The organism is Mesorhizobium sp. M8A.F.Ca.ET.165.01.1.1 (assembly GCF_004792065.1).
In the GTDB taxonomy this organism is placed as follows: Bacteria; Pseudomonadota; Alphaproteobacteria; order Rhizobiales; family Rhizobiaceae; genus Mesorhizobium.
This window is the reverse complement of record NZ_SRTH01000001.1, coordinates 392,930-413,877: the sequence shown is the minus strand read 5'-3', so window position 1 is coordinate 413,877 and position 20,948 is coordinate 392,930. Positions and strand designations below refer to the sequence as shown.

The window sequence follows — 20,948 nt, the reverse complement described above, 5'->3', positions numbered from 1 at the left end:
ATAGCTATTTCAGCAGCCGGCCTTCGATCGACCAGCGCGCGGCAAGGAAGTTCAGCACAGCCGCCACGATGACCCCGCCGATCTTTGCCGGCCACACGCCGGTGATGCCGGCGAAGAGTGCGATCGACAGGCTGGAGACGCCGAGCGAAATCAGCGCCCCGGCCGTGACAAACCGCAGGAAGGCGTCATGCAGCCGGATGGCGTGATTGCGCTCGAACGACCAGAAGCCATTGGCCACGAAAGAGAAGATGACGGCGATCGACCACGAGAGGACGTTGGCGGCAAGCGGTGGGACGTGCAGCTTGAGCAGCAGGGAAAAGCCGGCAAGGTCGATGGCCGTGTTCACCAGTCCGACAAGCGCAAAACGGGCGATCTTGCTGCCGGTTGAACGCTGGGGTCGATCGGCTCCGCTCATCCCTTGCCGTCCATGATCTCGACACTGGCGCGGGCCAGGCTCGCGCCGAACGCATCCGAGGCCAGCACCCCGAATTCCACTTCGCGCACGCCTTGCATCGGGTCGCGCGCGCGCAGTGTTTCGTCGACATGGCCGGGGTGGCACATGAACAGCCCATGGTCCGGCAACGCTTCGACCGCGGCCTTCAGCAATGGCGCAAATCTTTCGGGTTGCCGCCAGTCGTAGATGCCGGCGAGCGGCTTCCAAACGGCAAAGCCGGCGCGCTGCATCGATTGATTGAAGCCGGCGGCCACGGCAGCGATTGCCGCGATCTTCGGTGCGACGGCGGCATCGCCAAGCGCCGGAGCGCCGCGCAGCACCGGCCTGCCGGCGGCGTCGGGAAAATACGCCCGCAGCCATCCGCGCACGACGGGCAGGAAATGCACGTGCTGATGACCATCGATGAAGTCGGGCTTGCGGCCGAGCGCCTCGACGAACCGACTGTACTGCGCGTCGAGTTCGGCATGGACATCGCGCTTGTCGATCCGGCCGCGCAAGACCGGCAGGGCGAGCGAACGAAGCGGCGGCAGCCGGCCCTCGGGCGCCAGGCTCGACTTGCCTGTGACGGCCGGCTGATCCGTAAGTGTCAGGTGCAGCCCGATCGCCGCATGGCCGCACAACGGCCTGATACGCGCCGCCGCCCCGGCCCATTCCGGAAAACTGGTCATGCAGCTGGTGCCGGTCAGCCGTCGCCGGTCGAGCAGGTCTAGAATTCCGGCGCAAACCCCTGGCGCCAGGCCGTAGTCGTCGGCGATCAGGCGAATGCGCCGCGTCATATGCCGGACGCGCCTGGCGGCCTGTCCGAGACGTCGCTGCGCACGACATCGCGCACGATGTAGACCGGCCGGTCCTTGCTCTCCGACAGCGTGACCCAGACATATTCGCCGATCAAACCAAGCAAGGTCAGGTTGAGGCCACCCAGCAGGACGACGGCGACCATCAGGCTGGGATAGCCAGGCACGGCGATGCCGTAGAACATCACTTCGAAGAACACCTTGGCGCCGTAAACGATGCCCGCCAGCGCCGCCAGCATGCCGCTCAGGCTGATGATGCGCAGCGGGATGACGGAAAACGACGTAAAGCCTTCCAGCGAAAAGGCGATCAGGTTGAGCCGGCTCCATTTCGACGTGCCGACAGCCCGGTTTTCCGGCGAATAGGGTATGGCTTTCTGGCGGAAGCCTGCCCAGGCGAACAGGCCCTTGTTGAAGCGCCGCTTGTCGCGCAGGCTGGTCAGCGCGCGCGCGACGGTACCGCGCATGACGCGAAAATCTCCCGCGTTCTCGGGGATATCGAAACGCTGGCTGCTGTTGATCAGGCTATAGAACAGCTTCGCCAGCTGGCTGCGCCGCCAGCTGGCCTCGCGCCGGTCGTTCTGGGCGTAGACGACGTCGATATCGGGATGCTTCACCAACTCGGCAATCATCTGCAGGCTGATGTCCATGGAATGCTGCAGGTCCGAATCCATGATCAGCACCATGTCGCCGCGCGACTGGTCGAGGCCGGCGAGCACCGCGACCTCCTTGCCGAAATTGCGGCTGAGGCGAACGATCTCCCAGGAGCCCGACAGCGCCAGCGAAAACCGTTCGGCGCCATCGTCGCGACTGCCGTCGTCGACCAGAATCTTGTGGACGGCCATGCCGAAACGGCTTGATACCGCTTCCTCGAGCCTGTCGAGCAGCGCGGCAAAGGCCGACGCCGATTGCGCCTCGTTGAAGAAGGGCGCCACGATATCGAGTTTCTGACGCAACTCAGCCATGTGCGACGGGTCCGACATTCGCCATCTTTTCGCTCGCCTTGGCCCAGAACCACCAGATCAGCGGACAGACGATGAAGGTGACCGCGAGCGGCCGGAACCAGGGGAAGAAGAAATCATGCATGTGGCGCTCGACGCCCGTCAAACCTGTGACGAACAATACCATCGACAGCACCGAAGCCAGGACGCCGCCACGCTCGTCCCGCCACAGTGTGGCGATAGCGAGGCCGGCAGGCACCGCGATCATGGCGTAGGTATTTGGCTCGACGCGCGGATTGAAGACGCACATGTAGAAGGCGGCCGTCAGGAAGATGGCCAGTCCCGCCATTCCAGGCTGGAGCTTGCGGTCGAACCAGAGAACGGTCGATAGCGTAAGCAATGCCACGACGACACGCACGATCGTGGCGGCGAATTCAGGCATGGGTAGGCCTGCCGACGTGAAAGGCGCCGTGAAGTCGGTGGGCACAAAATGGCCGGACTTGTCGACCGCCATGGAGGTCAGCATGCTGGCGAAATCACCGTACTGCTCGTTGAGGTAGCCGGCAGGTGCGAAAGCATATGGAATGGCGAGCACGAACAGCACCGCCAGCACGAGCACGGGTATCAGCCGCAGGCGCAGGGCTCCCACCAACAAAAGCATGATGATCGCGGTCGGTTTGGCAATGATGGCGACCGATGCCCAGAAGAAGGTCTCGGCGCGCCGCCCTTCGAGCGCCGACAGGGTCAGGAGCCAGCAGGCGCCGGTCAGGAGGATCGTCGCCTGGCCGTTGCGGATCGCACCCAGCGCCATCGGCAAGGCAAGGAAGAGCCCGAAGGAAAGCAGCCACGTCAATTCCCCGCCACCGAGCTTGCGCACCTGGCGCATCGCGGCGAAGGTGAGCACCGCAAACCCCAGTACGTGCCACACCAGTCCGCCCAGATGCGGACCGAGCTTCAGCACCGGAACATAGAGCGCGGCAAAGGCCGGCGCGTAGAGATAGCCCATCTCGGACTGGAGATTGTACAGTGGCTGGCCGCTGAGGAACGCCTCGCTGCCAAATCCGTAGGCCTGCATCACCGTGCGCGTGTAGGGCGACCATAGCACCATCCCGAGGACGACCAGGAATGCCCCGACCCACAGGCTCAGCCCCAAACGGTCGAAAACCGGCTTGGAAATCGTCATCAATACACCCCGCACGCCATTGGGGGGAGACGCCTTAGCCTGGCGTCGTCCCGGCATTCGATGGCGGCGGCATATCACGGACAAAGCGGCGCGGCATAGGGGGGTCGATGGCGCAAGCGGCGATCCGGCCGGTCCGATGGCAGCCGGACACGTGAATGTGTCGACCATCGAGAGCAAGGTCACCGTTTCAAGGCCGGATGAAAACCTTGCCGTTGGGCTTGGCCAGTTCCGCCGGCAAGCGCGCCATTGTCTCGGCCAGCGGAATGACCGCCGTCACGTCGGTCGACCAGCGTCCATCGGAAAACCGCTTCTGCGCCTCGAGAATCGCCGGACCACGGCGATCGCGGAACTGACGCATCCATTCGCTCAGCCAGAAGCCCTCGATGTGCTTGTGCTGGAAGATCAACTGGCCGGGCTCGCGGATGACCGTGGCCTCGGGATCGAGCCGGCCGTAGATGATCCAGCGCGCCCGTTTAGGCATCGCATTGAAGATCGCCGAAGCCAGCGGCCCGGTGACCGCATCGAGGAAGATGCGCGGCTGTTCGGCCTTCATCACCTCGCGCAGGGTGGTCTCGAAATCCGGCGCCTTTTCGTTGAGGACACGCGCCGCGCCAAGCTCTTTCAGCAGCGCGATCTGCTCGTCGCGGCGCACGGTGACAACAGGCCGGAACCCCTCCTCCCTGGCCAGGCCGATGATCAGCTTGCAGAGCTGGCTGGCGCCTGCGGTCATGATGAAGGCCTTCTCGCCTTCCTGTTTGACGATGTCGAACATGGCGATCGCGGTCAGCGGATTGACGATCATCGCGGCGCCATCCTCGTCGCGCACCGTATCGAGGAGCGGAATGCAGGCCGCCGCCTCGGCGACCGCATATTCAGCCCACGAGCCCCAATTGCTGAGACCGGTGGCGAAGGCGACCCGCTTGCCGATGAGGCTCCTGGGATAGGGCTCCTCCCCGCCCGCGACGACTGTGCCGACACCTTCGAAGCCCGCCGGCTGGCCCTTGGCGCGCGGCTGCCCGTACTGGCCCTTGATGAAGGCGACATCCGATGGATTGATCGAAGCCAGACTGACCTTGATCAGCGCCTGGCTCGGTCCGGGCGCCGGCACGGCGATGCTTCCCGGCTCGAGATACGGCTCCATCGCCTCGAGCGCACTGCCGCTCGGTGTCCTGGTATAACCGTCGCCCACCAGGAGCAGCGCCTTCATTTCGGAGGGGATTGTCATCAGTGACACTCCTTGGTTGCCGCGGGAAGAACCGTATGTGGCCAGCCTAACTGCCGCTCAGACCTTCTCCTGCGTGTATTTCTTCAGCTCCGTCCGCGCCACCTGGCGGCGATGGACTGCGTCAGGCCCGTCGGCGAGGCGCAGCGTCCTCAGATGCGTCCACGAGCGCGCGAGCGGCGTGTCCTGGCTGATGCCTTTTGCGCCGAACATCTGCACCGCCTCGTCGGTGACCTTGAGCGCCACGCGTGGCGCGATGACCTTGATCTGGCTGATCCAGGGGGCCGCGGCCCGCGCGTCGCCCTGGTCGATCATCCACGCCGCCTTGAGGCAGAGCAGCCGGGCCATTTCGATCTCCATCCGGCATTCGGCGATGATGTCGAAATTGGCGCCGAGTTTCGCCAGCTTCTGGCCGAAGGCCTCGCGGCGCACGGAACGCTGGCACAGCATTTCCAGCGCCATCTCGGCCTGGCCGATGGCGCGCATGCAATGATGGATCCGGCCCGGCCCGAGCCGGCCTTGCGCGATCTCGAAACCCCTGCCCTCGCCGAGGATCAGGTTCGACGCCGATACCCGCACATTGTCGAAGCGAAGATGCATGTGGCCGTGCGGCGCGTCATCGTCGCCATAGACCTGCATGGCGCGGACCTTGGTCACGCCTTTCGTGGCCGAGGGTACCAGGATCATCGAATGGCGGCGATGCTGCGGCTCTTCATCGCCGCCGGTCCGCACCATGACGATATAGATGGCGCAGCGCGGATCGCCGGCGCCCGACGCCCACCATTTCTCGCCGTTGAGCACATAGTCACCGCCCTGCCGCTCGCAGCGCATGGAAATGTTGGTGGCGTCGGAGGAGGCGACATCCGGCTCCGTCATCAGATAGGCCGAGCGGATTTTTCCGTCCAGCAGCGGCTCGAGCCATTCCCGCTTGTGCTCGGCCGAACCGTAGCGTTCCAGAACCTCCATATTGCCGGTGTCGGGCGCGGAGCAGTTGAAGGTTTCGGCGCCGAGATGTGCCTTGCCCATCTCCTCGGCCAGATAGGCGTATTCGACGGTGGACAGGCCGTAGCCGCGTTCCGAACCGGTCAGCCAGAAGTTCCACAGGCCGCGTTCCCGCGCGGTCTTCTTCAGCCCTTCGAGAATCTCGCTCTGGCGCTTGCTGTAGACCCAGCGGTCGCCGGCCTTGCCGACTTCGCCGAGGAATTCCTTGTCAAGCGGCATGATCTCGTCGCGCACCATGGCCGCGACGCGTGCGTGGATCGGCTTCAGCCGCTCGGTCATGCCGAGATTCATCTGCGTCATCGGTCGCTAACCCTTCATGCACGCCAGGCATTTTATCCGTGGCAAGGATGACCGTACTTCGGATAGCCTTGTCAACGCGAACTGTTTTGCCCGCGGGCGGGGCAACGGCGCGGAGAATTTGGATGAGCTACCTGGACGACCTGTTTTCGGTTGCCGGCAAGACCGCGCTGGTAACGGGAGCGGCGACCGGCATCGGCCGCATGGCGGCAACCGCGCTGGTCAAGGCCGGCGCCAGCGTGATGATCGCCTCGCGCAAGGGCGAGGACTGCATCAAGGTCGCCGGCGAATTGAACGGACTTGGCGCCCCGGGCCGGGCGGAAGGCTTTGCCGGGGACGTTTCCAGCGAGGCTGGCATTGCCGCCCTGGTCGGCGAGGTCAGGGCGCGGACCAAAGAACTGCATATCCTGATCAACAATGCCGGCGTGTCCTGGGGCGCGCCGCTGGAAAGCTTTCCCTACCACGCCTGGGCCAAGGTGTTCGGCGTCAATGTCACCGCCGTCTTCCATCTGACCCGCGAATTGCTGCCGCTGCTCGATGCTGCTGCCAGCGACGCCGATCCGGCCAGGGTGATCAATCTGGGCTCGGTGATGGGCACGCAGCCGCTGGCCGACGACGCCTATTCCTACACCGCCTCCAAGGCTGCGGTTCACCATTTGACGCGCACCCTGGCGCTCGAATTCGCCGGCCGCCGCATCACCGTCAACGCCTTCGCACCAGGCCCCTTCCAGAGCCGCATGACGGCCTTCGCCACCGGCACGGACGAACAGGCCAGGCATGTCGGCAGCCATGTCCCGATCGGCCGCATCGGCACACCGGATGACATTGCCGGCGCAACGCTCTATTTGTGCAGTCGTGCAGGCAGCTATGTCACTGGCGCCATTCTGCCGATCGACGGCGGGCAGTCGGTGCAGCATGGGTTGACCTTGTTCAAGGAATGACATTTTCCGGCCGCAGAAGCCGGAGGTGAACTGGAGGACATGAGCGTGGAACCGATCAGTCTCGATGTGCTTCTGGCCAGTGTCGGCAAGGAGGTCGGCGTTTCACCCTGGCGGGTGGTCACGCAGCGCATGATCGACCAGTTCGCCGACGCCACCGACGACCATCAGTTCATCCACTGCGATCCGGAACGGGCCAAGCGCGAAACGCCGTTCGGCGGCACCATCGCGCATGGCTTCCTGTCGCTGTCGCTGCTGTCGGCCATGACCTTCGAGACCATGCCGCCGCTGGAAAACGGCAAGATGGGCGTCAACCATGGCTTCGATTCGCTACGCTTCCTGGCGCCGGTGAAGACCGGCGCGCGCATCCGCACCCGTTTCGTGCTGGCCGACGTCAAGGTCAGGCCGTCGGGCTGGGTGCAGACGGCGCACGACGTGACCATCGAGATCGAAGGTTCGAAGAAACCGGCGCTGACCGCCCGCTGGCTGACGCTGACCTTGATTGAACGCCAGCCCGAGACGGCATGAACGAACCGAACGCGCTCGACCAGGCGGCCCTCGCGCCTTACCTCGAGGCGCACATCCCGGGCTTTTCCGGGCTCGCGGCAATCGAAAAATTCAAATCCGGCCAGTCCAACCCGACCTATCTCCTGACGGCTGAAAGCGGCCGTTACGTGCTGCGCGCCAAGCCGCCAGGCCAACTCTTGAAATCGGCGCACCAGGTCGACCGCGAATTCCGGGTGATGAAGGCGCTTTCGGACACCGCTGTGCCGGTGCCCGAAATGCTGCATCTGTCGGCCGAGGACTCGCCGATCGGCCGCATGTTCTACGTCATGGATTTCCTCGACGGCCGCATCTTCTGGGATCCGGCGCTGCCCGAGGCCCGCGGCAACGATGAGCGCGCCGCGATCTACGATGCCATGAACGCCACGCTTGCCGCCCTGCACGACGTCAACGCCGAGGCCGTGGGCCTCGGCGATTTCGGCCGCCCCGGCAATTACTTCGAGCGCCAACTGGCACGCTGGACCAGCCAGTACCGCGCCTCGGAAACCAGCGCGATCGGCGACATGGACCGGCTGATCGAATGGCTGGAAACCCATATGCCAGCCGATGATGCCAGGGCTGCGCTGGTGCATGGCGATTACCGGCTGGACAATCTGATCTTCGCGCCGGACCAGCCTAAGGTGCTGGCGGTACTCGACTGGGAACTGTCGACGTCAGGCCACCCCTTCGCCGACATCGCCTATCAATGCATGCAATGGCGCCTGCCGCATGCCTCGGGTTTTCGCGGCCTGGGCGGCATCGATCGCTCGGCACTCGGCCTGCCCTCCGAGAAGGACTATGTCGCCGCCTATTGCCGGCGGCGTGGGCTGACCGGCATCGGCAACTGGACGTTCTTCCTCGCCTTCTCTTTCTTCCGGCTGGCGGCAATCTGCCAGGGTGTCTACAAGCGCGCGCTCGACGGCAATGCTTCCAATCCGGAGAAGGCCAGAACCTACGGCGAGGCGGTGAAATTGCTCTCGCATCTCGCCGCCAAACTGATCGACAAGCAGGCGTAAGAGGGAGACGGGATGGGCCGCTTCGAAGGAGGAACGGTGCTGATCACGGGTGCCGCCGACCCGGCCACTCCCTCATGACCGGCATGACGCCTGCCGCTTGGGAACCCGTGGCGCCCTTGTTCGTTTCCGTACAGCGTATATAATTTACCCAGGCACCAACCAGACAAGGGCAACAGACTTGCCGCTGAGCGTCCAGAAGCGCCGCGAGAAACAAAAGGCCGAACTGCGCTCGGAGCTTGTCGAGGCGGCACACAAGCTCGTCCAGGAAGAAGGCTATGAAGGCTTGACCATCCGCAAGCTGGCCAAGCGGGTCGGCTATGCGCCGATGTCTGTCTATTCCTACTTCGCCGACAAGCAGGACATCCTCTTCGCGCTGGCCGAGGACGCGTTCGAAACGCTCGCCCGGCGCATCGAGGAGCACCCGTCCGACGATCCGATCGAGGCCTTGCAGGCGGTGATGACCGAATACGCTGCCTTCGGGCTCGGCAATCCCAATGAGTACCGCACCGTCTTCATGACCGAAAAGACCAAGCTGCCGGAAGGCAGGAGCTACGAGGACATGGAGGAAGGCAATCCGGCGATGAAGGTGCTGATCAGCAGGGTCGAGGCCTGTGTCGCCGCCGGCAAATTGCACGGCGATCCGCGCGCCATTGCCACCATGCTGTGGGCGGTAGGCCATGGCACGATCTCGCTGTTGATCACTTTCCCCTTCTATCCCTTCGGCGACGCGCAGGCTTTCGTGAAGCGGATGTGCGACTTCACCCTTGCCACGCTCAGCACGCAAGACGTGCCGCCGTTGACCGAAAAACCGGTCAACTGCTGAGCGCCCGCCCTTTCGGTTTCGCAGATTTCCACGCCGACCTGGCACCCAAATCGGCGTCGAATTTCTTGGTTAACAAAAAACTACCGTACGTGTACGATTCTCCCTTGAACTTCGCGATCGACGGACGTATTTGTACGAAGTAACGTACATGTACGAAACAATTCGCCCGTCGAACACGGAGACTGACCATGAAAAAGACACTCCTCACCCTCGCCGCCGTGCTGGCACTTTCGGGTTCGGCTTTCGCCGCCGGCACCAGCCAGCCGGTCAAGCACCCGACTGCGGCGACCTGCGTCGACACCAAGACCAATGTGAAGCTCGATTGCGCTTCGACCGGTTCGGTCGACAAGAAAGCTTCCACGGAAGCCACGACCAGCGGCAAGGGCCCGCGGCTCGGGATCACGGTGAACCCGTGGATCATGCCGAGCGCCTACTGAGATTTCGGCCTACCAAGATTTCGGAAAGTCGGTTCTGGCCGGCTCAGCCGGCCAGACGGTGATTCAGGCGATCGAGACCGGCAGCTTGGTCGCTGAACTTTCGAAGGCCGCATCGATCAGCTTCTGCATCTCGGCGGCGCGCCGGAAAGACGGATCACCGTTCCGTCCCGTATCCAGCGCATCGGCGAAGCGCTGGGCATTGTGCTTGACGTCAGGCGGCGTCAACGTCCGCCAACGGTGCAGATCGACGTCATCACCCAGGCAAGCGGACAGCCGCGAAACCTTGCCGTCGGTCTCGACCTTGATCGCGCCCTTGGTGCCGTGCAGGGCCAGCGACAAATCATTGCCATGGCCTGTCGTGTAGCGGCTGGCCATGATCGTGGCCAGCGCGCCTGAGCTGAGCCGCGCCGTTATCGCCAAGCTGTCATTGACGTCGAGCACATAGTCGCCGACGCGGTCGCCCTCGGCCTTCGGAAACGTCACCAGATCGGCATGCACGGAGACGATATCCTCGGCCGCCCCATAGGTCGCGAAGTCGAGGATATGGATGCCGACATCGCCCAGCACGCCTGTCGAACCGTGCCGGCTCGACAGGCGCCACAGCCATTTGTCGTCGACCCGCCAGTCGCCCCAGAACTTGCTGACCAGCCAGCTTTGCCTGTAGCTGGCCTCGACGTGGCGCAGCTCGCCGATCTCACCGGCCCGCACCATGCGCCGCGCCTCCTGGATCACCGGCGTGTTGCGATAGGTCAGGTTGACCATGTTGACGAGCCCGGCCGCCTCGGCGGCTTCGCTCATCGCAAGCGCATCGGCATGGTTCGGCGCCAGCGGTTTTTCGCAGAAGACATGTTTCCCGGCGGCCAGCAGGGCCAGTGTCGTCGCCTTGTGAACCTGGTCCGGCGTCGCGTTGATGGCGGCATCGAACTCGCCCCAGGCGATCGCCGCTTCGAGGCTCTCGAAGAAAGTGCCTATTTTGTTGGCGGCGGCGAACGCTGCCGCGCGGCCCGGCAGACGATCGACGCAAGCGACGATGGTGCAGCCCGGGACCTGACCGAACTCCTCGATATGGTGTGCGGCGATCCAGCCGGTGCCGAGCAGAAGCAGGCGGTGCATCAGCTCAACCCCTTGTCACCGTCGGCATGCAGGCGCAGGCCTTTCTGGACGATCTTCTCCTTGGCCTTGTCCGTCGGCACATTCGGCGCGTTGGTGATGCCGGCCCAAGCCGGGGCCGGATTGTGTGCCCAATGCACCGCGTTGCGCAGCACCTGCTGAACGCCTTCATTGTGATAGATCGGATAGGTCTCGTGGCCCGGCGAGAAGTAGAAGATCTTTCCGGCGCCGCGCTGATAGGTCAGGCCGGAGCGAAACACCTCGCCGCCCTCGTACCAGGAGATGAACACCGTCTCCAGCGGCTCGGGCACCGCGAACGGCTCGCCATACATTTCCGTCTCGCCGATCTCAAGGCATTCGCCGATGCCTTGCGCGATCGGATGGCCGCGATTGATCGCCCAGACCCGCTCGCGCTCGCCCGCCTCGCGCCATTTCAGCGAACAGGGCGTGCCCATCAGCCGCTTGAAAATCTTCGAGTAGTGGCCCGAATGAAGCACGATCAGCCCCATGCCTTCCCAGACCCGCTTCTGGACGCGCTCGACGATCTCGTCTCTGACCTCGCCATGCGCCGCATGCCCCCACCACAGCAGCACATCGGTGGCGGCCAGCCGCTGCTCGCTCAGGCCGTGCTCAGGCTCCTGCAAGGTCGCGGTGGTCGCCTCGATGCCCTTGTCCTGGTTGAGCGCCGCGGCGATCGTGCCGTGCATGCCCAGCGGATAGAGGTCGCGCACGGCGGCATTGCTCTGTTCATGGACGTTTTCGCCCCAGACTGTGGCTTTAACAGGCATTTTTTCCTCTCCAAAGCGCTTTGAATATCGCATCTTCGGAGGTGTTGGGAAGATGCCTTCAACCGGAATCTGCTAAATCAGGGCTTGCGGGTCTTGCGTCCGGCCACCGTCTTGGCCTTGCCGGGCTTGGCGGGTGCACCGGGGATCGCCGAACTGGTGATGGACACCGGATCGCTGGCAGGGAAGGTATCCTCGAGGCCTTCCTCGAGTTCCTCTTCGGTGTCGGCCTCTTGATGCCGCTCATGTTCGAGCGAACGGACCGCCGCGGTTTTCGGAGATTTCGGCGCGGACTTCGACGGCATCGGCATTTCTCCCTCGACTTGTCGCCGCACAACGGACGTGGGCGGCAAACGTTCCGAGGTCAGCCGGCGGCGTCGCGGGCTCCCTCGGACAGGAAAGTAAAGACATAGTCCGAGAAGGAACGCCAGCACTCGACCCTGAAGGCGTCCTCGGCCGTGCGCAACAGCACGATCTCGGCCTTGCCCAGGATGGTGCGCGAAGCGGCGCCCACCGGGAAGGCCTCGAGCGACAGATCCTGCGGGCAGCCCGAATTGATCGCGGCTTCCGCCGCCGGACCGGTGACGGATATCGCGATGTTGCGATGCGAGATACCGACCGACGAGTGCAAGGCGGAAACCTCCGCGCAATCGGCGAGCGGGTCCTTGCCGGCCTCGTCGATGACAAGCCACTCGTCCGGCCCAAGCCACAGCACCGTACGCCCGCCTTTCGACGCCGAGGTTTTCGGCTGCTTCGGCAAGGTCACGCCGAGCGCCTTCGACAGGGCGGCGACCGAAGCCTCCGGCGCACGCAGCGAAATGCGCTCGGCCGGTGGCAGCACTTCGACCTTGGCACCTGTCGCGGAGACGGTGCGCCCGGCCAATGCCGGACGCCGCTCTGCCGAGGGCGAAGCCGTCGCGGCCGTCCTTGCAGCAGCCTTAGCCATTGAGGCGCCCTCCCGTCTCGTCAAAGAACACCATCCCGGTAACCTCCACTTCGATCACCCCGTTCGGCATCGGCACGTAGAGCGTGTCGCCCATCCGGTCACGTCCGCCGGCGACCAGCGCCAGTGCGATGGAACGGCCGCAATTCTGCGACCAATAGCTCGAGGTGACGTGGCCGATCATCTTCATCGGAATCGCCTGCTTCGGGTCCTCGACGATCTGGGCACCCTCTTCCAGCACCACCTTGGGGTCCTTGGTCTTGAGGCCGACCAGTTGCTTGCGGCCCTTGGCCACCAGATCCGGCCGCGCCATGCCCCTGATGCCGACGAAGTCGGCCTTCTTCTTGCCGACCGCCCAGTCGAGACCGGCATCGTTTGGCGTGACCGTGCCGTCCGTATCCTGGCCGACGATGATGTAGCCCTTCTCGGCGCGCAGCACATGCATCGCCTCAGTGCCGTAAGCGGTGGCGTCATGCTTCTGGCCCTCGGCCCACAACGCTTCCCAGACCGCCTGGCCATAGTCGGCCGGCACGTTGACCTCGAAACCGCGCTCGCCGGTGAACGACATGCGGAACAGCCGTGTCGGCACGCCGCAGATCTTGCCTTCGCGCACCGACATATGCGGCAGCGCCTCGTCAGACATGTCGATGCCTTCGACCAAAGGCGCGATGATGTCGCGCGACTTCGGCCCTTGCACCGCAATCACCGCCCACTGTTCGGTGATCGAGGTCAGCCAGACATTGAGATGCGGGAACTCGGTCTGGAGGTAATCTTCCATGTGGTTCATGACACGCGGCGCGCCGCCGGTCGTCGTCGTCACATGGAAGCGGTCCGGCGCCAGCCGGCCGACGACACCGTCATCATAGATGAAGCCGTCCTCGCGCAGCATGATGCCATAGCGGCAGCGGCCTGGCTCCAGCTTCTCCCACGGGTTGGTGTAGAGCAGTTCCATGAACTTGGCCGCATCCGGGCCGACCACTTCGATCTTGCCGAGCGTCGATGCATCGAACAGCCCGGCCTGGTTGCGGACGGCGACGCATTCGCGGTCGACCGCCGCATGCATGTCCTCGCCGGCTTTCGGGAAGTACCAGGCGCGCTTCCACTGGCCGACATCCTCGAACACCGCGCCTTGCGCCTCGGCCCAGGGATGGATCGCGGTCTTGCGGGTCGGGTCGAACAGCGGGCCGCGCGCATGGCTGACGATCGCGCCGAAGGTGACAGGCGTGTAGGGCGCGCGGAACGTGGTCAGGCCAACCTCGGGGATTGGCTTGCCCAGCGTCTCGGCGGCGATCGCCAGGCCGTGCATGTTGGAAGTCTTGCCCTGGTCGGTCGCCATGCCGTTGGTGGTGAAGCGCTTGACGTGCTCGATCGAGCGCATGCCCTCATGCACCGCCTGGCGGATGTCCTTGGCGGTGACGTCGTTCTGGAAATCGACGAAGGCCTTGACCGTCGTGTCCGGCCCGGCGCCGGGTGCCGCACCCAGCATGCCGCGCGACCAGCTCTCCGAGGCATCCACCTTCGGCTTGGTGCCCTTGGCTGTCTTGGCGCCGGCATCCTTGGCCGCCTTGGCGCCAGCCGCATAGGCCTCGTCGACCGTTGCCGACAGCCCGTCGGTGCCGTTGCAGGCACCGACCGAAATGCAGTCCTGCGCGTAAGTGCCCGGCACGAAGCGCTTGGTCTCGTCATTGAAGGCGACCTTGCCGCGCGACTGCGAGAACAGATGCACAGACGGCGTCCAGCCCGCCGACATCAGGATCGCATCGACGGGAACAGTGCGTTCGCCGCCGCCATTCTTCGGCTGCACCGTCATCGACGACACGCGCAACTTGCCGCCGGCGCGGATCACCGCGCGACCGAAATTAATCTCGATGCCGAGCGCCCTCGCCTCGTCGATCACCGGGCCGGTCGGGTTGTCGCGCAAATCGACGATCGCCGCCACGTTGACGCCGGCCTTCTTCAGGTCGATCGCGGCCGCATAGGCCGAATCATTGGCGGTGTAGACGCCGACATTCCGTCCTACCGCGACACCGTAGTGGTTTAGGAAGGTGCGCGCCGCGCCCGCCAGCATGATGCCGGGCCGGTCGTTGTTGGCAAACACCATGTGGCGCTCGATGGCGCCGGAGGCCAGCACCACGCGCTTGGCGCGGACCTGCCAGAGCCGCTCGCGCGGCAGGTCGTGGCCGGGGGCCTTCAAATGATCGCTGACGCGCTCGACCAGGCCGACGAAATTCTGCGCGTAATAGCCGAACGCCGTCGTGCGCGGCAGCACGCGGACATTGTCCATCGCCCTCAGCCTGGCGATCGCCGCTTGCGCCCAGGCAAAGCCGTCCTGGCCGTCGATCTTGGCGCCGCTCTCGAAGCGCAGGCTGCCGCCGAATTCGGCCTGTTCGTCGGCGAGGATGACGCGCGCGCCGGTCTCTGCCGCGGCAAGTGCCGCCGCGATACCGGCCGCACCGCCGCCCAGCACCAGCACGTCACAATGCGCGTAGCGCGAGGAATAATGGTCGGGATCGGGCTTGTCGGGCGAAACGCCAAGGCCGGCGGCTTCGCGGATCTTCGGCTCGTAAAGGCTCTTCCAGGCGGCCTTCGGCCACATGAAGGTCTTGTAGTAGAAGCCGGCCGAAAACAGCGGCGACGCCAGGTCGTTGACGGCGCTGACGTCGAAGGACAGCGACGGCCAGCGGTTTTGCGAATTGGCGGCGAGCCCGTCATAGAGCTCCTGCACCGTGGCGCGCACGTTCGGCGTCTTGCGCGCGTCATCACGCACGATCTGCACCAGCGCGTTGGGCTCTTCCGCGCCGGCCGACAGGATGCCGCGCGGGCGGTGATACTTGAACGAACGGCCGACCAGATGCACGCCGTTGGCCAGCAACGCCGAGGCCAGCGTGTCGCCCTCGATGCCGGTGTAGGACTGGCCGTCGAAGCTGAAGCGGGCGGTCTTGGCCTGGCTGAGGCGCCCGGCGCCGGAAATGCGCAACGCGCCGCTCATTTCGCAACTCCCGGCAGCTTGGAAGGCTTGGGCTCGCCGGCCTTGTAGGTCATGACGAACTTGTCGGTGACGGTGTCACGCACCGCGTTGAAGAAGCGCGCGCAGCCGTGCATGTGCCGCCAGCGCTCATAGATGATGCCCTTTGGGTTCGACCGGATGAAGAAGAACTTCTCGAAGTCGTCATCACTCTCGCCTGATATGTTGGCCGAGCGCGCTATATGCGCCTCGCCGGCGTTGCGGAATTCGAGCTCCGGGCGCTCTTCCTCGCAATAGGGGCAGCGGATGAGAAGCATCGTGTTTGATCCTACAATTCGCCGTGGCCGACGCGCGCGCCGGCGGGTTGATCGCAAAGCTTTTGGCCCATGGCCATGAACGGGGCGACGAGCCGCAGCCGCTCCTCGACGCTTGCCGCGGCACGAAACAGATCGCGGTTGGCCATGTTGCCGAGCGTCAATTGCAGCGGGTCGGTGGTGACGATCACGCCACGCGGCGTGAAGTCCTCGTCCTCATCCAGCTCGGGCGGCCGGCCTTCGAAGAACATCACCACTTTCTGGCCGCCACTCCAGACGCAGGTGAGCGTCCCCTCATCGACCGAAAACGGCCATCCGGCTTCGTTGCCGGCGCGCGCAATCGGCTGCAGCCGCACCTCCGCCACTGTCGGAAAATGGAACATGCCTTGTTCCCCCGCCAGCATCAGCGGCATAGCGACAGCCATCTGCGCCATCATCAGTGCGCCACCGCCGCCGCCGCCGCCTCGTCGATGAGGCGGCCGGTGCGGAAGCGTTCGATGGTGAAGGGCGCATTGATCGGATGCGGATCGTCCTTGGCGATGGTGTGGGCAAAGACATGGCCCGAGCCCGGCGTCGCCTTGAAGCCGCCCGTGCCCCAGCCGCAATTGACATAGAGGCCCGGCACCGGCGTCTTGGCCAGGATCGGCGAGCGGTCGGGCGTGACGTCGACGATGCCGCCCCACGAGCGCAGCATCTTCATGCGCGTGAAGATCGGGAACATCTCGCAGATGGCGTCGAGCGTGTGCTGGAGAATGTGAAGCCCGCCGGTCTGCGAATAGGAGACATACTGGTCGGTGCCGGCGCCGATCACCAGTTCGCCCTTGTCGGACTGCGAGATATAGGCGTGCACCGTGTTCGACATCACCACGCAAGGCACGACCGGCTTGATCGGCTCCGATACCAGCGCCTGCAGCGGATAGCTTTCCAGCGGCATGCGCACGCCAGCCATGTTCATGATGACGGAGGAATGGCCGGCGGCGACCACGCCGACTTTCTTGGCGCCGATGAAGCCGCGCGTCGTATCGACGCCCATGACCGCGCCATTGGCGGCCCGCTTGACGCCGGTGACCTCGCAGTTCTGGATGATATGGACGCCGCGAGCCGAAGCGCCGCGCGCATAGCCCCAGGCGACCGCGTCGTGGCGCGCCGTGCCGCCGCGGCGCTGCAAGGCGGCCCCGACGACCGGATAGCGCGCGTCCTTCGAGGTGTTGAGCGGCGGGCAGAATTCCTTGGCCTGCTCCGGCGTCAGCCATTCATTGTCGATGCCGTTCAGCCGGTTGGCGTGGACATGGCGCTTCAGCACCTGAATGTCGTGCACATTGTGCGCCAGCATCATGACGCCGCGCGCCGAATACATGACGTTGTAGTTGAGCTCCTGGGAGAGCCCGTCCCACAGCTTCAGCGCATGGTCGTAAATGCCGGCGCTCTCGTCATAGAGATAGTTGGAACGGATGATGGTGGTGTTGCGCCCGGTGTTGCCGCCGCCCAGCCAACCCTTTTCCAGCACCGCGACATTGGTGATGCCATGCACCGTGGCGAGATAATAGGCGGTGGCCAGGCCATGGCCGCCCGCGCCGACGATGATGACGTCGTATTCCTTTTTAGGCTCAGGCGAGGACCATTGCTCCTCCCATCCCTTGTGGCCGCGCATGGCCTCTCGGGCGATGGCGAATACAGAGTATTTCTTCACGGTCCAGCCTCGCAAATGGCAGCCGGGCGTTCATCATCAAGCCCCGGCGCGCGAGGTGTATCACTAGCGAAACGGCGCTGCTATCCTTGCGCTGTTTGCGACGGCGCTTGCCGTTTTGCGCCGCGCTGAAAAAGAGGTATCCCGCCTGGCTCCGATGATTGCCTTCAGTAACACTTCTCCCTGCCGGGGATTCGGAGAATGATGATGGGCAGCGCCTGGTGGAATCTGACATTGCGTTTCCTGCTGGAGATGGCCGCCCTGCTCGGCCTTGGCATGGCGGGCTGGCATTTCTCGGACGGAGCGTGGCGTTGGGTCCTGCCCATTGCCTTGCCGCTCGCCGCAGCCGCGGCATGGGGTACCTTCGCGGTCCTCAATGATCCGAGCCGTTCAGGCCGGGCACCGGTGCCTGTGCCGGGCGCTGTCAGGCTGGCGCTGGAATTCGTCGTCCTGTTCGGCGGCGCGGCGGGTTTCCATCTGGCAGGCCATGCCGCCACGGGCATCATCATGGCCGTGCTGATCGTCATCAGCTACGCGTTCTCGCTAGACCGTCTGGCATGGCTGCTTCGGCAATAGTTGGTGCGAACCTCTGCACGTATCGGGTGGCTGCTGTACCGCCAACCTGCGATCAAGCATCCGATCGCCGGCAAGGCTGGCGCGAAGGACAGGGATGCCCAGACATGCTCGCACTTTCAAACAAGATCGCCATCGTCACCGGTGCCAGTTCCGGCATCGGCCGCGCCACCGCCAAACTGTTCGCCGAGGAGGGCGCCAGGCTCGTCATTTCCGCCCGCCGCCAAACCGAGCTTGATGTGATCGCCGCCGAAATCGAGGACGCCGGCGGCACGGCCGTCGCTCTCGCCGGGGATGTCACGGACGAGACCTACGCGAAAGCCCTCGTCGAGTTGGCGGTCGGCAGCTTCGGCGGACTCGACATCGCGTTGAACAATGCCGGCTCTGTCGGACTGATGGGACCAGTCCCCGACATGTCGGCACAGACATGGCACGGGACGATGGACACCAATCTGACCAGCGCCTTTCTCGGCGCGAAGTATCAGATACCGGCCATGCTGGAGCGCGGCGGCGGCTCACTGATCTTCACGTCGAGCTTTGTCGGTTACACCGCCGGCATGCCGGGCATGGCCGCCTACGCCGCCGCCAAGGCAGGCCTGATCGGATTGACGCAGGTGTTGGCCGCCGAATACGGACCGCAAGGACTGCGCGTCAACGCGCTGCTGCCGGGCGGCACCGACACACCAGGCGCGACGACGACCACGCCCGAGGCACGCGCCTTCGTCGAGGGCCTCCATGCCCTGAAGCGCATGGCGCAACCGCAAGAGATCGCCCGCTCCGCGCTTTACCTGGCCTCCGACGCCTCGAGTTTCACCACGGGAACCGCGCTTTTTGCCGATGGCGGCGTGTCGATCAACCGGACGTGAAGGATTTTTACGGGGAACAGGCCTGTTCGTCGTTGTGACGCAGGCCGCCGGTCTTGCTTTTTCGGCGCGATTTGGCGATTCCGTTTCCTGTCGAAACGGGTCTTCTTGCCAAGACGGGTCCTGGAACCATGATGCTGATCCGAACCTATGTCGCGCAGAGCGCAATCGAAGGCGTCGGCATGTTCGCCGCCGAGCCGATCCGCAAGGGCGCCTCGATCTGGCGCCTCGATCCGGATTTCGATCGGCTGATCCCGATGGAAAAATACGAGGCGGCCTCGCCGCCCCTGAAGGAACTGCTCGACCGTTACGCCTATCCGAGCCCGGACAAGCCCGGCTTCATGGTCTATGAGGTCGACAATGGCCGCTTCATGAACCATTCGGCGACCCCGAACACCGATTTTTCGCGCTATGGCGGCGCCACCGCGACTCGGGATATCGCCGTCGGCGAGGAGATCACCTGTGATTACGGTGAGTTCTTCGAGGATTTCGAGCGGTTGCACCTGGCCACGGCGTAACGGCGCCCTATCTCCAGGCGACCGTGGCAATTTGGCTGCCGTCCGTCATTTCGACTGTGGACAGCGAGGCTTGATTCTGCTATCAGCCGCCACAATTCGTGGTGTCGAGCGCCGCGGAGGCTTGTGGCTATGGCTGCTTGCCTGTTGATATCAAACCCGAAAGACAGGATTGCCCGTGCAGGTACTCGTCCGCGACAATAACGTTGATCAGGCGCTTCGCGCGCTGAAGAAGAAGATGCAGCGCGAAGGCATTTTCCGCGAAATGAAGATGCGCGGCCACTACGAGAAGCCTTCCGAGAAGCGCGCCCGTGAAAAGGCCGAAGCCGTTCGCCGCGCCCGCAAGCTGGCCCGCAAGCGCGCACAGCGCGAAGGCCTGCTGCCGATGACCCCGCGTCCGGTTGCTGCTGGCGGTGCCGCCGGCGCAGCGCGTCCGCCGCGCTGATTATCGCCAATATTTCGTCCTTTTCGAAGGATACCAGGGTGGCGCGATGCGGAATCGCCGCCACCCTTTTATTTTGATTGTGACCCGGCCCGGAGGGGGAACCGGACCTGAACGACGGCGCAAGTGAGGACAGGGCAGACATGAACGCAACAAGCGTGGAGCGCGGAACCGCATTGCGTGGTTTCGCCCTGACAGCGGCCCTGCTTTCCGGACTGGTACTTGCCGGCTGCCAGACATCGGGCCCGGCCGGCGAATTCAACAACATCGACAAGGCGCAAGGGTCGAGCGAGAACATCTCCTCGCTGTCCGCTGTCATCCAGCGCAATCCCCAGGATCCCGAAGGCTACAATGTTCGTGGTTCGGCCTATGGCCGCGGCGGCCAGTACCAGGCGGCGCTCAAGGACTTCAACCAGGCCATCCAGCTCAATCCGAATTTCTATCAGGCCTATTCGAACCGCGCGCTGATCCAGCGCTTCCTCGGCAACCAGGAAGCGGCGCTGGCGGACTACAACCGCTCGATCCAGATCAACGGCAATTACGACGCCGCCTATATCGGCCGCGGCAATCTCTACCGCAAGGCGGGCCGCACCCAGGATGCCTTCAACGACTTCCAGAAAGCGATCCAGCTCGACACGACGGACGCCCGTGCCTACCACAATCGCGGCCTGATCTATCAGAGCCAGGGCCAGCACAAATTCGCCATCGAGGATTTCTCGACCGCCATCTCGCTGGCGCCGGATGCCGCCGAGCCCTACAACGGCCGTGGCCTTTCCTATCTGGCGACCGGCGACGAGGACAATGCCTTCTCCGACTTCAACATGGCCATCAAGCTCGATGGCCAGAACGCCGAGGCCTGGGCCAACCAGGCGCTGATCTACGAACGGCGCGGCGACAAGGCCAAGGCGGCGAAGGCCTATCGCGAGGCCGTGCGCCTCAACCCCAGCTACCAGCCGGCCAAGGACGGCCTCGCCCGCGTCAGCTGACACTGGCTCCGCAGGCCCGCGCCAAGCGCCCCACTGCATCATGTGCGTGTCCGAAAGGACACGCGGCGCGTCGGATCGCCATCAAACCGGCAACCCTGTGTTAACCGCGGTGGCAAGC

The 20,948-nt window shown here is 64.4% G+C and carries 24 protein-coding genes; 10 read left to right on the top strand and 14 right to left on the bottom strand.

The window, feature by feature from the left end; genetic code table 11:
- Positions 1–4 precede the first annotated feature (4 nt).
- From EN808_RS02050 to EN808_RS02025, 6 genes are all read right to left on the bottom strand, one after another.
- Positions 5–415, bottom strand: coding sequence for a GtrA family protein (locus tag EN808_RS02050; RefSeq protein WP_127869933.1), 411 nt, complete (start codon positions 413–415; stop codon positions 5–7).
- Positions 412–1,230: a ChbG/HpnK family deacetylase gene (locus tag EN808_RS02045; RefSeq protein ID WP_135915019.1), complete on the bottom strand. Its 819-nt coding sequence runs from the start codon at positions 1,228–1,230 to the stop codon at positions 412–414. Before EN808_RS02045 ends, EN808_RS02050 begins: the two co-directional genes overlap by 4 nt.
- Positions 1,227–2,210, bottom strand: a complete 984-nt coding sequence (locus EN808_RS02040; RefSeq protein ID WP_127279544.1) for a glycosyltransferase family 2 protein — start codon at positions 2,208–2,210, stop codon at positions 1,227–1,229. The genes EN808_RS02045 and EN808_RS02040 overlap by 4 nt, the downstream gene beginning before the upstream one ends.
- Entirely contained in the window at positions 2,203–3,369 is a 1,167-nt protein-coding gene (locus EN808_RS02035) for a glycosyltransferase 87 family protein (RefSeq protein ID WP_127279543.1), read from the bottom strand. The genes EN808_RS02040 and EN808_RS02035 overlap by 8 nt, the downstream gene beginning before the upstream one ends.
- Positions 3,370–3,556: 187 nt before the next feature.
- The gene (locus EN808_RS02030; protein ID WP_127279542.1) at positions 3,557–4,594 is read right to left on the bottom strand and encodes a zinc-binding dehydrogenase; all 1,038 of its coding nucleotides are present in this window, start codon (positions 4,592–4,594) and stop codon (positions 3,557–3,559) included.
- 57 nt (positions 4,595–4,651) lie between these two features.
- Positions 4,652–5,893 carry an acyl-CoA dehydrogenase family protein gene (locus EN808_RS02025; protein ID WP_127279541.1) on the bottom strand — a complete coding sequence of 414 codons (1,242 nt, stop codon included), beginning with the start codon at positions 5,891–5,893 and terminating at the stop codon, positions 4,652–4,654.
- A gap of 122 nt (positions 5,894–6,015) precedes the next feature.
- On the opposite strand from EN808_RS02025, the gene EN808_RS02020 reads away from it, so the two are divergent.
- The 5 genes from EN808_RS02020 (at position 6,016) to EN808_RS02000 (ending at position 9,647) form a co-directional block, all read left to right on the top strand.
- Positions 6,016–6,831: an SDR family oxidoreductase gene (locus EN808_RS02020; protein WP_135915018.1), complete on the top strand. Its 816-nt coding sequence runs from the start codon at positions 6,016–6,018 to the stop codon at positions 6,829–6,831.
- A gap of 39 nt (positions 6,832–6,870) precedes the next feature.
- Positions 6,871–7,356, top strand: coding sequence for a MaoC family dehydratase (locus EN808_RS02015; protein WP_019861112.1), 486 nt, complete (start codon positions 6,871–6,873; stop codon positions 7,354–7,356).
- Complete coding sequence (locus EN808_RS02010; RefSeq protein WP_127869938.1) at positions 7,353–8,387, top strand: phosphotransferase; 1,035 nt, start codon at positions 7,353–7,355, stop codon at positions 8,385–8,387. Before EN808_RS02015 ends, EN808_RS02010 begins: the two co-directional genes overlap by 4 nt.
- A 178-nt stretch (positions 8,388–8,565) precedes the next feature.
- Entirely contained in the window at positions 8,566–9,210 is a 645-nt protein-coding gene (locus EN808_RS02005; RefSeq protein WP_127869939.1) for a TetR/AcrR family transcriptional regulator, read from the top strand.
- Between the two features lie 188 nt (positions 9,211–9,398).
- Complete coding sequence (locus tag EN808_RS02000) at positions 9,399–9,647, top strand: DUF680 domain-containing protein (protein WP_127869940.1); 249 nt, start codon at positions 9,399–9,401, stop codon at positions 9,645–9,647.
- 63 nt (positions 9,648–9,710) lie between these two features.
- On the opposite strand, the gene EN808_RS01995 is transcribed toward EN808_RS02000, so the two are convergent.
- From EN808_RS01995 to EN808_RS01960, 8 genes are all read right to left on the bottom strand, one after another.
- A complete protein-coding gene (locus tag EN808_RS01995) occupies positions 9,711–10,760 on the bottom strand; it encodes a Gfo/Idh/MocA family oxidoreductase (RefSeq protein WP_135915017.1) in 1,050 nt (349 codons plus the stop codon).
- The gene (locus tag EN808_RS01990; protein ID WP_135881365.1) at positions 10,760–11,545 is read right to left on the bottom strand and encodes a ThuA domain-containing protein; all 786 of its coding nucleotides are present in this window, start codon (positions 11,543–11,545) and stop codon (positions 10,760–10,762) included. Before EN808_RS01990 ends, EN808_RS01995 begins: the two co-directional genes overlap by 1 nt.
- Before the next feature lie 77 nt (positions 11,546–11,622).
- Entirely contained in the window at positions 11,623–11,847 is a 225-nt protein-coding gene (locus EN808_RS01985; RefSeq protein WP_127279071.1) for a hypothetical protein, read from the bottom strand.
- A 59-nt stretch (positions 11,848–11,906) separates the two neighbouring features.
- Positions 11,907–12,488: a sarcosine oxidase subunit gamma gene (locus EN808_RS01980; protein ID WP_135881366.1), complete on the bottom strand. Its 582-nt coding sequence runs from the start codon at positions 12,486–12,488 to the stop codon at positions 11,907–11,909.
- Positions 12,481–15,474 (bottom strand): sarcosine oxidase subunit alpha, encoded by a 2,994-nt coding sequence (locus EN808_RS01975; protein WP_135915016.1) that lies wholly within the window; start codon positions 15,472–15,474, stop codon positions 12,481–12,483. Before EN808_RS01975 ends, EN808_RS01980 begins: the two co-directional genes overlap by 8 nt.
- Positions 15,471–15,767 (bottom strand): sarcosine oxidase subunit delta, encoded by a 297-nt coding sequence (locus EN808_RS01970; protein ID WP_015315781.1) that lies wholly within the window; start codon positions 15,765–15,767, stop codon positions 15,471–15,473. Before EN808_RS01970 ends, EN808_RS01975 begins: the two co-directional genes overlap by 4 nt.
- Before the next feature lie 11 nt (positions 15,768–15,778).
- The gene (locus EN808_RS01965; RefSeq protein ID WP_127279075.1) at positions 15,779–16,201 is read right to left on the bottom strand and encodes a hypothetical protein; all 423 of its coding nucleotides are present in this window, start codon (positions 16,199–16,201) and stop codon (positions 15,779–15,781) included.
- On the bottom strand, positions 16,201–17,454 hold the full coding sequence (locus tag EN808_RS01960; RefSeq protein ID WP_127869944.1) for a sarcosine oxidase subunit beta: 1,254 nt from the start codon (positions 17,452–17,454) through the stop codon (positions 16,201–16,203). Before EN808_RS01960 ends, EN808_RS01965 begins: the two co-directional genes overlap by 1 nt.
- 198 nt (positions 17,455–17,652) lie before the next feature.
- On the opposite strand from EN808_RS01960, the gene EN808_RS01955 reads away from it, so the two are divergent.
- The 5 genes from EN808_RS01955 (at position 17,653) to EN808_RS01935 (ending at position 20,830) form a co-directional block, all read left to right on the top strand.
- Positions 17,653–18,027 (top strand): YrdB family protein, encoded by a 375-nt coding sequence (locus tag EN808_RS01955; RefSeq protein WP_245511690.1) that lies wholly within the window; start codon positions 17,653–17,655, stop codon positions 18,025–18,027.
- A 104-nt stretch (positions 18,028–18,131) separates the two neighbouring features.
- Positions 18,132–18,890, top strand: coding sequence for an SDR family oxidoreductase (locus EN808_RS01950; RefSeq protein WP_135865673.1), 759 nt, complete (start codon positions 18,132–18,134; stop codon positions 18,888–18,890).
- A 128-nt stretch (positions 18,891–19,018) separates the two neighbouring features.
- Positions 19,019–19,405, top strand: a complete 387-nt coding sequence (locus tag EN808_RS01945) for an SET domain-containing protein-lysine N-methyltransferase (protein ID WP_127275460.1) — start codon at positions 19,019–19,021, stop codon at positions 19,403–19,405.
- A gap of 175 nt (positions 19,406–19,580) precedes the next feature.
- The gene (rpsU, locus tag EN808_RS01940) at positions 19,581–19,847 is read left to right on the top strand and encodes a 30S ribosomal protein S21 (protein WP_010911429.1); all 267 of its coding nucleotides are present in this window, start codon (positions 19,581–19,583) and stop codon (positions 19,845–19,847) included.
- A 140-nt stretch (positions 19,848–19,987) separates the two neighbouring features.
- On the top strand, positions 19,988–20,830 hold the full coding sequence (locus tag EN808_RS01935; protein WP_127275461.1) for a tetratricopeptide repeat protein: 843 nt from the start codon (positions 19,988–19,990) through the stop codon (positions 20,828–20,830).
- The last annotated feature ends 118 nt before the right edge of the window (positions 20,831–20,948 follow it).

Bases quoted from the DNA above. Each gene is read 5' to 3' on its own strand.
- EN808_RS01975 (WP_135915016.1), bottom strand. From the start codon at position 15,474: ATGAGCGGCGCGTTGCGCATTTCCGGCGCCGGGCGCCTCAGCCAGGCC.
- EN808_RS02050 (WP_127869933.1), bottom strand. From the start codon at position 415: ATGAGCGGAGCCGATCGACCCCAGCGTTCAACCGGCAGCAAGATCGCC.
- EN808_RS01945 (WP_127275460.1), top strand. From the start codon at position 19,019: ATGATGCTGATCCGAACCTATGTCGCGCAGAGCGCAATCGAAGGCGTC.
- EN808_RS02035 (WP_127279543.1), bottom strand. From the start codon at position 3,369: ATGACGATTTCCAAGCCGGTTTTCGACCGTTTGGGGCTGAGCCTGTGG.
- EN808_RS01990 (WP_135881365.1), bottom strand. From the start codon at position 11,545: ATGCCTGTTAAAGCCACAGTCTGGGGCGAAAACGTCCATGAACAGAGC.
- EN808_RS01985 (WP_127279071.1), bottom strand. From the start codon at position 11,847: ATGCCGTCGAAGTCCGCGCCGAAATCTCCGAAAACCGCGGCGGTCCGT.
- EN808_RS01980 (WP_135881366.1), bottom strand. From the start codon at position 12,488: ATGGCTAAGGCTGCTGCAAGGACGGCCGCGACGGCTTCGCCCTCGGCA.
- EN808_RS01950 (WP_135865673.1), top strand. From the start codon at position 18,132: ATGCTCGCACTTTCAAACAAGATCGCCATCGTCACCGGTGCCAGTTCC.
- EN808_RS01935 (WP_127275461.1), top strand. From the start codon at position 19,988: ATGAACGCAACAAGCGTGGAGCGCGGAACCGCATTGCGTGGTTTCGCC.
- EN808_RS02040 (WP_127279544.1), bottom strand. From the start codon at position 2,210: ATGGCTGAGTTGCGTCAGAAACTCGATATCGTGGCGCCCTTCTTCAAC.
- EN808_RS02015 (WP_019861112.1), top strand. From the start codon at position 6,871: ATGAGCGTGGAACCGATCAGTCTCGATGTGCTTCTGGCCAGTGTCGGC.
- EN808_RS01955 (WP_245511690.1), top strand. From the start codon at position 17,653: ATGATGATGGGCAGCGCCTGGTGGAATCTGACATTGCGTTTCCTGCTG.
- EN808_RS02030 (WP_127279542.1), bottom strand. From the start codon at position 4,594: ATGACAATCCCCTCCGAAATGAAGGCGCTGCTCCTGGTGGGCGACGGT.
- EN808_RS02045 (WP_135915019.1), bottom strand. From the start codon at position 1,230: ATGACGCGGCGCATTCGCCTGATCGCCGACGACTACGGCCTGGCGCCA.
- EN808_RS01970 (WP_015315781.1), bottom strand. From the start codon at position 15,767: ATGCTTCTCATCCGCTGCCCCTATTGCGAGGAAGAGCGCCCGGAGCTC.
- EN808_RS02025 (WP_127279541.1), bottom strand. From the start codon at position 5,893: ATGACGCAGATGAATCTCGGCATGACCGAGCGGCTGAAGCCGATCCAC.
- EN808_RS01965 (WP_127279075.1), bottom strand. From the start codon at position 16,201: ATGATGGCGCAGATGGCTGTCGCTATGCCGCTGATGCTGGCGGGGGAA.
- EN808_RS01995 (WP_135915017.1), bottom strand. From the start codon at position 10,760: ATGCACCGCCTGCTTCTGCTCGGCACCGGCTGGATCGCCGCACACCAT.
- EN808_RS02000 (WP_127869940.1), top strand. From the start codon at position 9,399: ATGAAAAAGACACTCCTCACCCTCGCCGCCGTGCTGGCACTTTCGGGT.
- EN808_RS02010 (WP_127869938.1), top strand. From the start codon at position 7,353: ATGAACGAACCGAACGCGCTCGACCAGGCGGCCCTCGCGCCTTACCTC.
- EN808_RS02020 (WP_135915018.1), top strand. From the start codon at position 6,016: ATGAGCTACCTGGACGACCTGTTTTCGGTTGCCGGCAAGACCGCGCTG.